At 66.7% G+C, this 16,705-nt stretch carries 13 protein-coding genes; 11 read left to right on the top strand and 2 right to left on the bottom strand.

Translation table 11 applies throughout. The features are described from left to right. The coding region (locus E6J58_20595) for a hypothetical protein (GenBank protein ID TMB33554.1) at positions 1-374 on the bottom strand (374 nt) is incomplete at its 3' end. A gap of 2 nt (positions 375-376) precedes the next feature. Continuing rightward, the gene (locus E6J58_20590) at positions 377-2,941 is read right to left on the bottom strand and encodes an FHA domain-containing protein (protein TMB33553.1); all 2,565 of its coding nucleotides are present in this window, start codon (positions 2,939-2,941) and stop codon (positions 377-379) included. Between E6J58_20590 and E6J58_20585 the strand changes: the two genes are divergently transcribed. The 11 genes from E6J58_20585 to E6J58_20535 all read left to right on the top strand — a co-directional run bounded on the left by E6J58_20585 (position 2,940) and on the right by E6J58_20535 (position 16,696). After that, a complete protein-coding gene (locus E6J58_20585) occupies positions 2,940-4,667 on the top strand; it encodes a hypothetical protein (protein ID TMB33552.1) in 1,728 nt (575 codons plus the stop codon). The genes E6J58_20590 and E6J58_20585 overlap by 2 nt on opposite strands. A 172-nt stretch (positions 4,668-4,839) precedes the next feature. After that, positions 4,840-5,049: a hypothetical protein gene (locus E6J58_20580; GenBank protein ID TMB33551.1), complete on the top strand. Its 210-nt coding sequence runs from the start codon at positions 4,840-4,842 to the stop codon at positions 5,047-5,049. 23 nt (positions 5,050-5,072) lie between these two features. After that, positions 5,073-5,462 carry a GPW/gp25 family protein gene (locus E6J58_20575; protein ID TMB33550.1) on the top strand — a complete coding sequence of 130 codons (390 nt, stop codon included), beginning with the start codon at positions 5,073-5,075 and terminating at the stop codon, positions 5,460-5,462. A 25-nt stretch (positions 5,463-5,487) separates the two neighbouring features. Further along, positions 5,488-8,466 carry a putative baseplate assembly protein gene (locus tag E6J58_20570; GenBank protein TMB33549.1) on the top strand — a complete coding sequence of 993 codons (2,979 nt, stop codon included), beginning with the start codon at positions 5,488-5,490 and terminating at the stop codon, positions 8,464-8,466. Further along, positions 8,467-9,381: a hypothetical protein gene (locus E6J58_20565; GenBank protein ID TMB33548.1), complete on the top strand. Its 915-nt coding sequence runs from the start codon at positions 8,467-8,469 to the stop codon at positions 9,379-9,381. Between the two features lie 124 nt (positions 9,382-9,505). Continuing rightward, a complete protein-coding gene (locus E6J58_20560; GenBank protein ID TMB33547.1) occupies positions 9,506-11,023 on the top strand; it encodes a hypothetical protein in 1,518 nt (505 codons plus the stop codon). A gap of 12 nt (positions 11,024-11,035) precedes the next feature. Beyond that, complete coding sequence (locus E6J58_20555) at positions 11,036-11,611, top strand: FHA domain-containing protein (protein ID TMB33546.1); 576 nt, start codon at positions 11,036-11,038, stop codon at positions 11,609-11,611. A gap of 8 nt (positions 11,612-11,619) precedes the next feature. Then, positions 11,620-13,059, top strand: a complete 1,440-nt coding sequence (locus tag E6J58_20550; protein TMB33545.1) for a VWA domain-containing protein — start codon at positions 11,620-11,622, stop codon at positions 13,057-13,059. A gap of 85 nt (positions 13,060-13,144) precedes the next feature. Continuing rightward, positions 13,145-14,890, top strand: coding sequence for a hypothetical protein (locus E6J58_20545; protein ID TMB33544.1), 1,746 nt, complete (start codon positions 13,145-13,147; stop codon positions 14,888-14,890). Positions 14,891-14,893: 3 nt separating this feature from the next. Then, positions 14,894-16,174, top strand: coding sequence for a hypothetical protein (locus E6J58_20540; protein ID TMB33543.1), 1,281 nt, complete (start codon positions 14,894-14,896; stop codon positions 16,172-16,174). Between the two features lie 60 nt (positions 16,175-16,234). Then, positions 16,235-16,696, top strand: coding sequence for a carboxymuconolactone decarboxylase family protein (locus E6J58_20535; protein ID TMB33542.1), 462 nt, complete (start codon positions 16,235-16,237; stop codon positions 16,694-16,696). Positions 16,697-16,705: the final 9 nt, after the last annotated feature.

The raw sequence follows: 16,705 nt of genomic DNA, 5'->3' as shown, positions 1-16,705 counted from the left end.
AGCACCGCATACGCGTAGAAGACACCCTCCTGCTCGGCGCGCTCGACGACCCGGATCAGCTCGGCTCGGTCGAAGCTGGTGCGCACCGAGACCCGGCTCGTCACCGTCTCGCTGGTCCCCGTCTGGGTGGTGAATCGCTGGAACGAGCTGGTCTCGCTCTCCAGCCGGGTGCTGATCTGCAGCGCAACGTTCTCCCGCGCCCGCGTGTCGGCGTCGGCCGCGCTCGCCGACGACAGCCCCACCCCGGTGATGAAGCGCGCGTCCGGATACGAAGGATGTCCCGCCTGGACCGCGGTGAAGTACGCAGGCAGCGGCCCGCGCGCGCCTCCGCATGCCGCCATCAGGCAGCCCAGCGCAACCGCTCTCAGCTTCATGCTCAGATCTTCGCCTTCAGGGTGACGAGCAGGGCGCGTCGGCCCTCCTCCTCCTTCAGCTCGATTTTCCCGCCGCAGCGCTTGCGCGCAAATTCCTGGACCAGGCGCGACTGTGCGTCCGGAGGGTCGCGGTAACGCTCCTTGGCCTTTGCGTCGACGGGACTGACGGTGAACGTCACCGTCAGGCCGTCCGTGTTCACGTTGACGGCGGCGGGGCCGCCTTCCTCCGGCGCCAGGAACTTCGCTTCCCGCAACAGCGCGAAGCAGAACAGGACCGACTCCTCCTTGCTCGCATCGACCGCCGGCAGCACCGCCTCGATCTTCACCGGCACGTCCGCATTCGGATCCGTCGCATGCAGGAGGCCCTGCGCCTTGGCCAGCGCCGCTTCCACCTCGACGGCCGCGTCCTCCTTCCTGAACGCGTCCGAGTAGTCGAGGATCAGCTTCTTCGCCTTGCCGATGCTCTCGGCGTTCTCCTCGCAGATGCCCTGCATGTTCTTGACGATCACGTCGGGCTGCGTCTGGTCCACGAGCTCGACCAGCATCTGCTGCTGCTCCCGCTCCAGCCGGGTGTAGTCGATCTTGCGCACGGCGTTCGCGAGCAGACCGCAGTCCTCGACGTAGCCCTTGAGAAGCTCCGAGTTGCGCCGCAGCAGCGAGACCGCGTTGTTCACGCCCTCGAGCATCTGACCGACCATCGTCTCGTGCAGCTCGGCGCGGGCGCCCGCGAGCCTGAGCAGGCCCTCGTCGACGGTAGCCGCTCCCTCTCCGCCGCGCGCGGCCGACTCCCTGGCCTGCTGCAGCTCGACGCGCATCCGCGAGACCAGCTTCTTCAGGTCGTCCAGCTCGTCGGCGGCGCTCTTGTAGCGCGCCTCCCAGTCGCCGCGCACCTGGCTCCCGGTCGCCGCCACCCGCATGTCGGACTCGAGCGATTCCACCTTTGCCTTCAGCTCGTCACGCTCGTGCACGATGTCGTCGTAGGTGCCACGGATCTTCGTCAGCTGCTGCTCGGCGGCGTCTCGCGCTTCCGCCGCCGACCTGGCCTCGGAGGCCCGGGCGTCGCGGTCCGCCTTGAGCATCGCCAGCTGCTTCTCGTGCTGGTCGCGGTCGCCGGACTTGCGCAACAGCTCCGAAAGCTGGCCTTCGACCTTCATGCGCGCGTCGAGCGCCTCGGTGACCTGCGTTTCCGCCTCCGCGATCTGCTTGCGCAGGTCCGCGGCGATGGCCTCGCTGGTGTCGAGCTTGCCCCCGATCACGCTGGCCGCGTCGCGCGCCTTGGCCACCTCGGTCTCGAGCTGGGCAATCCTCTCCTGCATCTCCTGGGTCGCTCGATGCTGCTCCTCGACCGCCGCGGCGGCCTCTTCCGCGCCTCCCACCTTGGCGATGATCTGGCGCGCCTTGGCGAGCTCCTGGACCAGCTCGCCACGCTCCTTTCCCAGCTGCGCGAGCTGGACGTTCTTCTGCTTGAGCTTGTCGTTCAGCTCCTTTTCCTTGCCGGCCGCCGCATTCAGCTGCTCCTTCGCGGCGTTCACTTCCTCGTGCGCCTTGGCGGCCTTCTCCTCGCGCGACTTGATCTCCTTCTGCAGCTCGTCCTCGCGCTCGGAGAGCATCCCGATCAGATCGTCCTTTTCCTTCAACTGCCGCGCGACGGTGTCGCTCTCGGCCCCGCGGATCGCCACCCGGTGTTCCAGCTCCTTGATCTGCCGCAGAAGCGTCTCGGTCTCCCGGCGCCGGTCGGCCTCGATGGCCGCCTCCATCCGCTTGCGCTCCCGCTCCAGCTCGGCCGGCGAGTAGTACGTCTCCTTCTCGTCGAGCTGCTTGCGCAGGCCCTTCAGCTCCTCGTCGCGCTGCTTGAGCAGGCTGCGAATCTTTTCCGCGTCGGCGCGGGCAGACGCCGCGGCCTCGTGCGCCACCTGCTCCTGCACCTGCTTCACCAGCGCCTTGAGCTTGCGGTTCTCCTCCTCGAAGAACGCGACCTTGCCGCGAAGGGTGGCGATCTCCACCTCGTCCGAAGTCTTCACTTCGGGCCGGAATGGCGAGGCGCCCTGCCGCGGCTCGTCGGTGACGATGCCTTCGGGCGCCGCCGCCGCTCGCTGCGGGCGGGCCGGGTTGATCCGCACCTTGGGAACGTCGCCCACGAAAGAGGCCCGCGTCATGCCGAAGGTGATGAGGTCGCCGTCCTTGAGGCGCTCGCGGTCGACGTCGCGGTCGTTGACGAAGGTGCCGTTGGTCGATCCGAGATCCATCAGGAAATACTGGCCGTCCTCGCACCAGATCTTCGCGTGTTTCGACGACACCCCGGCGTCGGCAATCCGGATGTTGCAAGCCGAGGCCCGTCCGATGGTCATCGGGTCGGGACTCAGCTCGATCTCCTGGCTTTCCAGGGACCCGTTCAGGATGCGCAGCAATGCCATGGGAACGGCTTCCTTCGCGCGGAATGTAGACGCAGGACCCGCCGACGTTAGCCAACGCTCGCGGGTCGCGTCAACGCGGCGTCCTTGACCCGTCCTCAGAGCGCACGCTACGTTTTCCCTCTTCGCTCTTCCAGGAACCCGGATTTCCTTCATGCCCGAAGCAGCCGCATCGAGCGACGTCGGAACCTACTTCGGCAAGTATTTCCTGCTGAAAAAGCTCGCCGCCGGCGGAATGGGCGAGGTGTATCTCGCCAAGCAGCAGGGTCCTGCCGGTTTCCAGAAGATGCTGGTGGTGAAGAAGATTCTCTCCCATCTCACCGAGAGCAAGGAATTCGTCGAGGCATTCCTGGGCGAGGCGCGGCTGGCTGCGCAGATGAACCACCGCAACATCGTCCAGGTCTTCGAGCTGGGCGAGCAGGACAGCTCGTATTTCATCGCCATGGAATACGTGCAGGGGAAATCGCTGCGCGACCTGATCGACACCACGGTGCGGCGGAGGGAGAAGATTCCCGCCGAGCTGTGCCGCACCCTCGCCGAGCAGATCTGTGACGGCGCTTCCTACGCGCACAACCTGACCGACATGGCGGGGCGCTCGCTGAACCTGGTCCACCGCGACCTGAACCCGCAGAACGTCCTCATCTCCTACGGCGGAGACCTGAAGATCATCGACTTCGGCATCGCCAAGTCGGAGCTCAGCACGGTGAAAACCGAAGCGGGAATGATCAAGGGCAAGTTCGTCTACATGAGCCCGGAGCAGTCGCTGGCGAAGAAGCTCGACAAGCGCTCCGATCTCTTCGCCATCGGGATCTCGCTCTACGAGATGCTGACGGGCATCAATCCCTTCCACAAGAACAACATCGTCCTCACGCTGGAGGCCATCCAGCGCTACGAGCCGCCGCCTCCCAGCGAGTACGACCCGAGCTACGCCCCCTTCGACCCGATCATCGCCAAGGCGCTCGCCAAGGATCGGGACCGCCGCTATTCCGACGCGGGTGAGATGCAGGATGATCTGCGCCGAATCGTGCTGCCGCGGCCCGCGGAACGGCTGGGACCCTTCATCAGCCGCCTCTTTCGCGCCCAACTCGAGGAGGAGCAGAAGCTCCTCTTCGACAGCGACCGGGCGCGGCTCGGGGCCGGCGGCCCGAGGCGGACGCCTCCGCGGGCGACGCCGCCTTCCGCCTCGGTGGTAACGGTGCCCGACCTGTCCGCCGAAGGCGGTGGCACGCAGCTCCTGCCCGGGGCGGGAGCCCGCGCCAAGACGCCGCCTTCCAAACCGGGGGCGGCGGCGAAGACTGGCCGCCCACCGGTGCGTCCCGATGGAGCCGGCGATACGCTCGTCGACACGGGTGGCGCCAGACCTCCGGCGGCAGACGACCTTCCCGGCGGCACCGCGGTGCTGAAGCCCGGTCAGGCTCTGCCGCCTCCGCCACGCCGGCTGGCTTCCCGGGCGGTAGATCCCGACGCGGAGAGGACCGAAGAGCTGACCCCGGTCGACGCCGGTGGCCGGACGCAGCTTCCCGGCGGCGCTCCCGCGCGGGCGCCCGCCAGACGCGCGCCGGCTTCCGGAAAGCAGGCGTCGACGAACATCATGACGGCGGAGGAGTCGGAGGAGGCGCAGCGACGAGCCCAGGCCAAGCTCGATGAGGCGAAGAAGGCCATCGTCCGCACGCGCACCCGCAATGACAAGCACGCCGAGCTTCTTCAGGCGCGCAGCAGCCGGGGAATGTGGATCGCGCTCGGCGTCGGCACCTTGGCGGCAGTCGCGCTCATCGTCGGCCTCTTGTTCCTTTTCTTCGCCGACGACTCTGCGACGCCGGCTGCCCGCCGGGCGCGCCGGGTGGAAATTCCCGAGTCGCAGTCGGCGCCTTCGCCGCGATAGTACGGGCCAAAGCGCAGCCGCAAAGCCTTTCCTGCGTCCAGCAGCGGCCGGGCAGGGGGTTGATCGGACCCCTCCGGGCGAGGTATGGGTCGGCCTCCCGAGAGCATGTTTCCTCACCCTTCAGCGTCAAGCTGAGATGCTCCGGTGCGTCGAAGAGGGGGCTTTCAGGGACATGGACGAGCAGGCCGAAGATCGCCTGGCCGCACTCGAATCGGTCTGGTACGAGATCATCGAGGCGGTCAATGCCGGCCGGACCACCGGGCTTCTGTGCCCCGAGTGCAACAGCCGCGACGGCCTCCAGGTCGAGGAACGGCAAGGCCGCACCGTCGTGGCCTGCCCCAACTGCAAACGCGTAGTGGAGGTCGGAATCGCCACCGCATAGCCGGGCTCTGGCATCGGGAACCTATGAGCAACTTCCTCGGCGTCGGCTTCAAGTTCCCCGTCTCGGTGGGCCCGAGCGGCGCCATCCAGCTCAGCCGGTATGAGGCCAACATCGAGGAGTCGGTGCGGATCATCATCGGCACCGCCCTCGGCGAACGGCAGATGCGGCCCGAATGGGGCTGCCGCATCCACGACTTCGTCTTCGCGCCCAACAACACCGCGACGCAGACGCTGGTCGGCCATCACGTGGAGGAGGCGCTCGCCAAGCACGAGTTCCGCATCCGCAACATCCAGGTCGAGGCGCTCCCCGACCCCGACAGCGCGGAACGGATCCTCGTCGACGTGCGCTACGAGATCCGCGCCACCAACAGCATCCACAACCTGGTCTTCCCGTTCTACCTGACGGGCAGCTGAGTCACGCTTCTTCGGAGCTTCATCCATGTCCCTGCCGGTTCCGAACCTCGACGACCGCTCGTGGAAGCAGATCGTGGACGAGGCGGTGCGCCTGATCCCGCGCTACTGCCCGGAGTGGACGAACCACAACTCGTCGGATCCCGGCGTCACCCTGCTGGAGTTGTATGCCTGGATGACGGAGATGGTCCTCTACCGGCTCAACAAGGTGCCGGAGAAGAACTTCCTCACCTTCCTCGATCTGATCGGCGTCCGCCTCAAGCCGCCCGAGCCCGCCCGGGTGGTGCTCGAGCTCACGCCCAGCGAGGGCGCGGACGGCGAGCTGGTGGTGAAGAAGGGGACCCAGGTCGCGACGCTGCAGGCCGCGGGAGCTGAACCGGTCACGTTCGAGACGTTGCGGGACATCACTTTGCTGCCGGTGCACGTGGTGCGCGCGGCGAGCAGCCATCGGGCAACGGTGGCGGATCATACGGAAGCGCTCGCCTCGGGGGAGGCGCGCGAGCCGCTCTTCGCCGGCGTGCTGGAGGTGGAGCGCTTCCTCTATCTGGGCGACGACCGCCTGAGCGCGTTCAACGAAGAGGCCGCCGTCGACCTGTTCTTCGAGGCGATGCCGGGTTCGTCCGGGCCTCGAATCCCCACCATCACCGAATGGCAGTACTTCGACGGCAAGCGCTGGCGCGACATGACCGTCAACCGCGCCGAGAGCGACTCCCGCCGTCTGAGCTTCGGCAGCCATCCCGGGATCGAGAAGCAGATCGTCAACGACGTCGAGACCTACTGGGTGCGCGGCAAGCTCGCCGAACCTCTCAAGGACGCCGCCGCGGTCCAGCTCGACAGCGTGTCGCTGCGGGTGGAGATCCTCGGCGAGGGGATGGCGCCCGAAAACGCCTTCGTCAACATCGGCAACTACATCTTCCTGCCCGTCGATCAGGGAAAGAGCTTCCACCCGTTCGGCGAGGAACCGAAGTTCGACTGCGCGCTCTACCTCGGCCACAAGGAGCTGTTCTCCGCGCCCGAGGCGCGCATCCGCATGGAGGCGCAGCTCGTCGAGCCCTCCGTCGTACCCACGCCGGAAGGCAGCCCCGACCTGGTGGTCAACTTCGAGTACTGGAACGGCCGCAAGTGGGCCGAGCTGGGCCGCACCTCCCCCATGGGTGTGTCGGGGGTGCAGGGTCAGTTCAATTTCCTCGACTCGAGCGGCGCTTTCACCCGCAACGGCGCGATCAGCTTCGATCGTCCCTTCGACATGGTGGAGATCGAGGTGGGCGGGCAGAAGAACTTCTGGATCCGCGCCCGCATCAACGCCGGCAACTATGGCGCTCCCGGATCGTACGAGCTGGTCGGCCAGAACTGGGTGTTCAAGGAGGATCGCCCGCTGCGGCCGCCGTGTCTCAAGTCGCTGGTGTTCAAGTACGTTCGCGAGCCGAAGCCGATCGCGCGCTGCATGAGCTACAACGACTTCCAGTATCGCGATCATACCGACGATCTGAACACCGCCTACGTGTTCTTCCAGCCGTTCCTGCCCGATCAGGACGAGTCGCCGGCCTTCTACCTGGGATTCGACGCCCAGCTCCCCCAGCGGACGATCCACCTCTATTTCGAGCTCGACGACACGGCCACGGGCGGCGGCGGCCAGCAGCTCGGCGGTCCCGCTCCGGGAGCAGCGGAAGAGGACCTCGCGCAGAAGGGGCCGCGCGTCGTCTGGGAGTACTGGGACGGCGGCCGCTGGGCGGACCTCTTGCCGGAGGACCGTACATACGGATTCACGCGCTCGGGCTATCTGACGTTCGCCGCTGCGCGGAACTTCGAGAAGCGCAGCGTCTTCGATACCGAGGCGCATTGGCTCCGCGCCCGGCTGGAGAGCGGCAGCTACGATCTGCCGCCGCTCTTGCGCGCCGTGCTCGTCAACGCCGTGGATGCGCTCAACGGCGTCACCGTCGTCGAGGTCCTCGGCTCCTCCGACGGGTCCATCGATCAGAGCTTGAAGACGGCCAACGCCCCGATCCTGGCCGGCCCGCGGCTCTGGGTCCTGGAGCCGGATGCGCCGACGCCTGCCGACCGCAAGGCGATCCTGCAGGAGGAAGGCCCCGACGCCCTCCAGGCGGACGACGACGGCGGCGGCACCTGGGTCCGCTGGCACGAGGTCGAGAACTTCTTCGACAGCCAGCCGACCTCGCGTCACTACCTCTGCGACCCGATCAAGGGCGAGGTCACCTTCGGCGACGGCAGAAAGGGCTGGGTGCCGCCGACCGCCCGCGATTCGATCAAGTGCGAATACCGGGTCGGCGGCGGCGTCGCCGGCAACGTCGGCGCCAACACGCTGACGGTGCTGAAGCAGAGCGTCGCCTTCGTGCAGGGGGTCAACAATCCTTTCCCGGCGCAGGGCGGCGCTGACGCCGAGACGCTCGATGAGGCGAAGCGCCGCGGCACCTACGCGATCAAGAATCGCGACCGCGCCATCACCTCCGAGGACTACGAGTCGCTCGCGCTGGCGGCTTCCCGCCGCGTCGCGCGGGCGAAGTGCGTTCAGGGCTCCGACGGCAGCATCTCGCTCTTGCTGGTTCCCAAGGCGGAGCGGGAGAACGGCGACGCCCGCGCGGTGCCTTCGCGCGATCTGATCGACCGGGTGGCGAGCTACATCGACAAGCGCCGGTTGATCACCGCGCGCGTCAACGTCGGCAAGCCCAAGCTGGTGCCGGTCTCGCTGGAGCTGACCATCTCGCTCAAAGCAGGGGCCACTGCAGACCGGGTGAAGGCCGACGTGAAGGACAAGGTGAAGCGGCTGCTCAATCCGCTCCACGGCGGCTCGAAGGCCGAGGGATGGCCCTTCGGCCGCGCCGTGGGAAAGGCAGACCTGTATCCGGTGGTCGAGGGCGTCGACGGAGTGGACCGCATCACCGATCTCGTGATCATCGACGAGAGCCGCCGGCTCCGCGTCGAGATGCTCAAGCTCTCCGACGACGAGCTGCCGCAGTTGATCGGCGTCGAGATCTACGACCGCGGGTAGATGGCCATGGCCGACCAAACCGTCGATACGCCCGCCATCGCCCCGGAGCTCCTCGGGCTGCCCCTCGGTCAGGCGCGCCGCGTGGCCCGCCGGCACGCGCAGGCCAGCGTGGAGTTCAAGCTCGTCGACTCCGAGGAGCGGATGTTCAGCGTCGTCCGTCAGTACCCGGAGGCGGGAGACGCCCTGGCGGAGTCGCGGGTGATCAAGGTGGAGATCGCCACCCGTCCATGGATCAATTACCTCCCGGGCATCTACCAGGATGCCGACGAGGAGAACGCCGACTTCCTCCAGCGCTTCCTGCTCATCTCCGCGCACCTGACTTGCGGCGTCGAGGAGAGCCTGGAGTTCGTCCACGAGCTGTTCGATCCGCGCATCACCAACGCCAGATGGCTGCCCTGGCTCGCGTCCTGGCTGGCGATGCCGCTCCTCGAAGGATGGAGCGAGGAGAAGCGCCGCGAGATCATCCAGCGGACCCCGGAGCTGTACCGCAAGCGCGGCACCGCCGAGGGCCTCAGGCTGGCCCTCCGGCTGTTCGCCGACGTGAACGCGGAGGTCCACGAGGGCGAATGGCCTTATCCGGGTCTGGTCATCGGTCGGTCGAGCACCATCGGCAAGGACACCGTTCTTTCCCCGCCGGTCTTCGTCAGCCAATGCTTCACGGTGGAGCTGCCCGACCGCAAGGAAGAGATCTCCCGCGAACGGCTGCGCACCGTCCAGGCGCTGGTGGAGACGGAGAAACCCGCCCACGCCCATTACGCTCTCGTGTTCGAGCGCACGGAGCCGGTCTACGAGCGCGTCCCGTTCCTCCACGTCGGCAAGACGGGACGCATCGGCGTCGATGCGCGGATCGGCGGGCTCGAGGACGTTCCGGCGACGCAGGACGAGGAGATTCAACGGCTCGGGCTGGGCCGCTAGTCGCGGGCGCCGAAGGCGGCTTGGCGACTATTGTTTGAGGCTGTGCAGGTCTTGAGATCGCGGCGGTTTGACATCACCTGCCCTTCGGACGTTTTCTGGAAGGGCGGCACGTTCGGAGGATGCAATGGCGGAGCAGGCCAACTTCAAGCGGATCAACTTCTTCGAGGGCTTCTTCACCACCGACGAAGACTGGAACGCGGCGGAAGCCTATCATGTGGAAAAAAGGCGCCTGCACAACCGCGTGCTGCACACACCAGGCGTCGTTCCAGTGGAAAGCGGCGGCCTGAGGGTCCAGGCGCGCGGCCGCGGCGACCTGTCGTTCGAGGTCGCTCCCGGCTACGGCATCGACGGCCGGGGCAACGAGCTCGTGCTGCGCGATCCGGCCGTGAAGGTCATCGAGGCCGACAAGCTGAAGCTGCCGCAGACCGTCTACGTGGCGATGAAGTACTTCGAGGAGCCCACCGACTTCATCGCCTACAAGGAAAATCCGCGCTTCAAGGGTCACCGCCGGATCGAGGAGAAGGTGAAGATCGAGGTGATGGCCCGCGAGCCCGACGGCGTCGAGTCGATCGAGCTCGGCCGCGTCCGCCTCGAGGAAGGCGTCCGCGAGATCCGCGACGCCCTCGACCCGCGGGTGCCGGGTCCGGGCGAAATCGACCTTCGCTTCGTGCCCGTGGCGGGAACGGCCGGCAGCCACGCCTCCCCCCAGCTTCGCGTCGAGGTTGCGAATGGACTGTCGGAGAAGGCGGCGCTCAGCCAGCTTCTCTGCAGAATGGGTGTTCCCGCCGCGAACCACGTGCGCAACGCCGTCCTCGCCGCCGAGATGCTGAACAGCGCCAACGCGGTCGGGCCGTTCAATCTCGCCGACGTGCTCACCGGCGTAGTGGAGCTGGAGCGGGAGATGGTCGATGCGATCGAAAAGGACTTCCCGCAGATCGCCGCCCGCAAGGGATTCGCCGAATACAAGAAGTCGCTGGAGGCTCTGACCAAGGTCGTGCGCGACCGTCCGCGGGACGCCGACGGCTGCATGGGGATCGCGCGTTTCCTCAGCGCGTCCAACCAGACGCTGACGCCGGTGGTGAAGGAGAAGCTGCAGCCTTCGGCCAGGAAGGAAGCAAAGGGGGAGCAGATCACCTGGAAGGACGTGGTCATCCGCTCGAAGGACTTTCCCGAGGAGCTCAACATCGACGGCTCCAACTTCGTGCGCGTCGATCACCTCCAGCTCGTCAACGACGAGTCGGAGAAGGCGCACAAGTTCCGCATCGAAGGGCAGAAGGACATGTGGAAGAGCCGCCAGACCTTCACCTATCCGGACAAGGAGACGGTCTCCGATTCCGGCGTCGCCTACATCGGCGGCGAGGCGAAGTGGCAGGTGCAGAACCTCAAGCCCGGCAAGGACCTGATCGTCATCAAGCGTTTCGACGCCATCCTCGGCGAGCAGATCTGCGACATCAGCATCGACGGCAAGAAGGTGGGCCAGTGGAAGGTGACCGAGGCCGACCGCAAGCACCGCTGGCGCAACCACTACTTCCTGGTGCCGGGGACGTTCGTCACCAACGACTCGCTGGAGATGTCCGCGAAGGCGGTCTCCGCCGAGCGCGACATCAACATGTTCCAGCTCTGGTTCTACCAACCCGCGTAAGGGAGACCCTTCGTGTCGTTTCTCGCCATCGTCGATCGCATCCTGCCGTTCCTGAAGAAGGACAAGCAGCAGGGCAAGATCTGCCCGAACGGCCACGTGATGCACCCGAGCTGGGACACCTGCCCGTATTGCCTGGAGATGCAACAGGCGATGATGGCGGCTGGCGGCGGCGTCTCCGCCATCCCGATGCCGTCCGCCGGCCAGGGCACGGCCATGCTCAACATCCAGGAGATCGGCGGCGAGAAGGGCCGGGGATCCCAGGACAAGAGCCGCGAGGTGTGCGGCTGGATCGTCGCGCTCAACGGCCAGCACAAGGGCGAGGACTTCCGCCTGCGGGTGGGAAAGAACGTGCTGGGGACGGCGGCCGACTGCGACATCGTGCTCACCGACAAGAAGATCTCCCGCAAGCACGCCACCATCCGGTACGAGGGCGGAGAATTCCAGATCGCCGATCTCGACAGCTCGAACGGCACCTTCGTCAACGACGAGAAGGTGCAGAAGCACGACCTGATCGACAACGACATCATCAAGCTCGGAGACATCGAGTTCGAGTTCAAGTGTCGCGCACTGCGCGAGAAGCGCGAGTAAGGATCGACGTGAAGACGCATCTGTGGACAAGCTTCGCGGCGCTCCTTGCGCCCGTGGCCGCGCTGGGCGCCGGCGCGCAGCTCTCCATTCAACAGGTCCAGGCGACCCAGAACCGGTGGCCGCATGTCCGGGCCTACGTAAACGTGATCGGCGCGTCGGGTTCGCCCATCCAGGGTCTCTCGCAGGACCTCTTCCGCGTCTACGAGAGCGGCAACAGCGACAGCTCGAAGGTGGAGCGCGTCGAGTCGCTGGAAGCGGCGCAGACCGGCGCTTCCATCGTCATCGTCATCCAGGCCTCCGGGGCGATGCTGGGCATCCAGGACGACATCAAGAAGGCGGTGGCCGCGTTCGTCAACGGCCTGGGCGAAAAGGATCAGGTCGCGGTGGTCGACTACGGGGAGGCCGCCGAGATCGTCGCGCCGTTCTCCGAAGAGAAGGGAGAGGTGGCGGGCAAAGCGGCGAAGATCACCTTCACCGGCCGCTCCTTCCTCCTCTACGACGGCCTGGCGCAGGCCATCCAGCTCTACGCGGCGGCCGCCTCGCCCGGCAAGGGCGGCGCCCAGACGCTGCTGCCGGCGGCGAAGGCGATCATCGTCATCTCGGACGGCCGCGACAACGGCAGCGCCACCGACGTGGAGAAAGTGATCAGCGACGCCGGCAAGCGGCGGATCCCCGTCCATGCCGTTGCCCATTCCGAGCTGGATCAGGAATCGCTGGCCAATCTGGACATGATTGCCCGCCGCACGGGAGGGACCTACCGGCCGGCGCCCAACGTCGATGACGTCAACAAGTCCCTGACGGTGATCAAGGACTACATCAACAAGATGTACGTCATCCAGTGGAAGACGCGCCTCGATCACGATGGCAAGGACCACAAGATCGAGATCGCGATGGAGAACGAGGGGAGCAGCACCTCCCTCAAGTCCTCCATCCTGGTGCGGACCCCGGACTTCGTCGACTGGCTGAAGATCGGGATCATCACCGCGGTGATCCTGCTCGTCGTGATCGGCGGGCTCGCGATCTACCTCTTCACGCGGCCGAAGCCGCCGCCGACGCGGTTCTGCCCGGTCTGCAAGCGCGCGCAGATGCCGGAGTGGGAGGTCTGCCTCTTCTGCCTCAAGTCCGCCAAGGCGCGCCTGATCATGCAGAAGGGAGCGGGACCCAAGGGGAAGACCTGGCCGCTGGTCGGGAAGATCGTCTCCCTCGGCAGCGGCCCGGAGAACAGCATCCGCATCCTCGACGGCGCCGTCTCGGCCAAGCACGCCGGCGTCTCCATCGACGGGAACAAGTTCGAGATCGTCGATCTGAATTCGAAGAACGGCGTCCTGGTGAACGGCAAGAAGACGCCCCGCCGTTTCCTCCGCAACGGCGACGTGATCACGCTGGGATTGACGGAGTTCAAGTTCGAGTCGGCCATCGCGGCGTCCGACGACGAAGCCGAGGATTGAACCTCGCGCGCCGCGCGCCGTTGACTCCGATCCGCCCGAAGATCAGCCTCGATTCGCCTGACGACCACGGGGGGGCGGAGGGGTCATGCGAGTCCGCTCGGTGCTGGCGCGAGGAATTGCCCTCGGAAGTCTCGCCGCTGCCATGCTCTACGCACGCGCCGGACACGCGGTGCCGATGGGCTGGGTCGACGGCGGATATTGGTCGAACGGGCAATTCGTCGTCGTCGGCTGGGCGTGCGATCCCGGCTCTGCGCGATCCGTCTGGGTCGCGGCGACGGACCCCCGCTCGGGGCAGGTGCTGGCATCGACGATGGCAAATGCGTGGAGCGAGCCTGCGGTGGCCAACGCCTGCCGCGCGCCGGGCGCGACGAACCTCCGGTTCAACATCCCGGTCCCCGCGATCAAGGAAGAATCCGTCGTCGGTCAGGTGATCCAGGTCAAGGCGACGTCGAACTTCTGGCCGTGGCTGACCGTCGTGATCGGCAACCCCGGGATGTTCAGCTATCCCGACAACGTGATCCGCGGTTTCATCGACGGCGCGCGGTGGGACGGCAACCAGGTGGTGCTCACCGGCTGGTCGTGCGCGCGGGGCATCGCCCAATCGGTGGGCGTGCACGTCTACGTCGGCGGATCCGCGGGGATCGGCTCGTTCCTCATCGCCTCCAATGCGAATCTCGAGAGCGAGCAAGCCGTGCTGAACGCCTGCGGAGTCACCTCCGGAGCATATCGCTACTCCATTCCAGTGCCTTTCGGGCCGGCCGAGATGATGTGGCTCGGAGGCCAGAAGATCTACGTGCACGGGCTCTCCCCGGTAGGGGGAACAAACCCGCTGCTCGCCAACTCGGGAGCGTTCGCCTTCCCCGGCCAGCGAGCCTCGTTCAGCGGAGGTTGCGGCTACGTGCCCGCCGTCTGGAATGCGCCCTACGGCTCGGTGGTGCTGAGCCGCAGCAACGGCGGGCCGATCCGGCCGGTGATCGTCGCCATCGGCGAGTACTACACGCACAGCATGCTCTCGCTCGGGACCAGCGGCATCGTCCACGCGGAGATGAAGACGCCGGCGCAGAGCAGCTGGCCGACGGTCTGCTCGCGGCCGCTCGATGCAAACCAGCTCCAGTACGGATACCCGGGCGTGGAGCAGATCAACCTCGGCGGCGCGTATGCGGATCTGCAGGGTGAGGAGATCACTCCCGTGTACCAGTGGGGCGATGCCGGGACGACTGCCGCGGTCGCGAACTGGATCTCCACGGCGCCGGAGATCGCGGCGCAATCCCAGTCCGACGGAGTGGTCTGGCTGCCGCGCAAGCTGCGGAACGGGTCCCCGATCAGCTACTCGCTCTACCAGTACCGGAACATCGAGCAGACGAACGAGCTCTCGAGCAATTCGGCGAACAACGGAATGGTCTGTTCGACCTTCCTCTCCTGGGCGCATCTGCAGGGCGCTTCAGTCCACGTGTCCGCCTATACCTACGATCACGTGCGGATCGCCAACGCCGCGAACGCGCTCTTCAACGCCGTCCAGAACGCGTGCAATTCGGGAGTCGGATTCTGGGCAGGCCTGCTGCGGTCCGTGTCCTGCCCCTTCTACAACGTCTGCGAAAACGCCGGCGACCAGGTGACGAACTGCATGGCGGCGAACGCCTGCGCCACCAACGACAACAACATCTGGCACGGCGTCCGGGACGATCCGAACGCGACAGCAACGTCCATCAGCCCCGATCGGCTCGCCGGCCTCCCTCCCCACGGCGTCGGCACGTCGGTGTGGTCGTACGACCAGGGCTATCATCCGATCGCCTGGAACGCGCCGGGCGCGCAGTACGGCTGCTGGTACTGAGGGATGCGGAGGAAGCACAAGGCGCTGCTCGCCTTTGCAGCCGCGATCGCGCTCGTGGCACTGCTGCTCCTGTCGCGGCGCCGCGAAGAATCCGTGCAGGGCGTAGCCATCGCCGCGCTGACACCGGCGCAACCGCCGGAACCGCCGCAGTCCGCCCGTCGGCCGGCGCCACCAACAGCCCCTGCCGCCACTCTTGCCGTGGCGCCGCCGGTGTTCGACCTGGTGCGCCTCGAGAAGGACGAAGTCTGCGAAGGCGAAGAAAACCTGGCGACGGTCCGCGCGCACACCACCGACGGCAACGACTCTTTCCTGCACTACACCGTCGCCGGCGAAGCGGGGTCGCAGGTGCCCGTCCGGGCCTACCTGGGCCGCGACGGGAGCGCGCCCGCCCAGTACGCCGTCGCATTCAGCAAGGACAACGTCGCCAGCCGCATCGAGCTGCCGCGCTACAGGGTGAAGAGCTGCCGGCCGGCGCGGATCTTGGTCGTTACCATGCGGATGCTGCCCAACTCCGTCAGCGAGCGCGAATTCACCGCGACCGTGCAGACGCTGGAGGGCGCACCGTTTTCGCCGGCCTGGTACGAGTGGTCGTTCGGCGACGGCGAGGCGGACGTGACGCCCGGACCGGTCGCGATCCACGACTACTCCGCATTGCCGCAGCGGACCGCGTTCAGCGATCTCCTCGTGAAGGTGAAGGCGGCCACTGGTTCCGGCGAGACTGTCGAAGGGAGATTCCCGCTCCACATCCGCAACATCGCCTTTGCCACGCGCCTGCGCGGAGTGGCGACGCTCTTCGCCGTCCCTGTTCCGCGCTTCCCCGAGATCGGTCCTGACGGCGTCGTGCGGCAGAAGTTCCACCTCTGGCACGCGGAGGATGTTCCCGTGCAGATCACGGGCATGACTCTCTCGACGTTCTTCCTTCCGGCGACCGACGGCAGCGCTCCCTCCCCGCCCACTACCGTCGCCCTCGATCACACCCGGCTTCTGCGGCACACTGAGATCCGCCCAGCCGCTTTCGTGGACGAGTCGCTGGAATACGACTTCGGCTCCAATGCGGCGGTGTACGCGGTCACCTTCGCCGTTCAGGGCGTCGCCGACGGCACGCAGGCCCGGGGGGAGCTGACGCTGCTCCGGCCGCCGCCGGCACCGACGCGCGAGAACAGCATCCCCATCCAGGATCCGGCCATGGTGCAGAAGATCCGCCGCGCGATGACGATCCTGAATCAGCAGACGGTCAGCCAGGAAGACATCTGGCGGCTGGAGCGCGAGGGAAAGCTGCAGTGAGTCGCGAATCGATGCCGTCGGGCAGGAATCTCCTCTGCATTCAGCCGCGAGAGGAACCCCATGAAGCCACGTCTCGACATCGGTGCAGTCTCACCCGCTGCGTATCGCTCCATGCTCGGCCTGGAGAAGTTCATCCACGAGAGCGGCATCGAGCCGAAGCTCGTCCATCTCCTGAAGATGCGCGCATCGCAGATCAACGGCTGTGCATACTGCCTGGACATGCACTCCAAGGACGCCCGGGCGGAAGGTGAGACCGAGCAACGGCTGTATGGCCTGGATGCCTGGCGCGAGGCGCCCTATTACTCGGACCGCGAGCGGGCGGCGCTCGAGTGGACGGAAGCGCTGACGCAGATTACGGACGGCCACGTTTCCGACGACGTGTACGAGCGCGCGAAGCGCCAGTTCAGCGAGAAGGAGCTGGTCGAGCTGGCGTTGATCGCCGTGGCGATCAACGGCTGGAACCGCTTGGCGATCGCCTTCCGCTCCGAGGCGGGGACATACCAGCCGCAGCAGCGCCGCTGAGACTACCCC

Source organism: Deltaproteobacteria bacterium, from assembly GCA_005879535.1.
GTDB lineage: Bacteria > Myxococcota > Myxococcia > Myxococcales > 40CM-4-68-19 > 40CM-4-68-19.
Note: the sequence above shows the minus strand (reverse complement) of the source record. Positions and strands in the feature narration are given on the sequence as shown.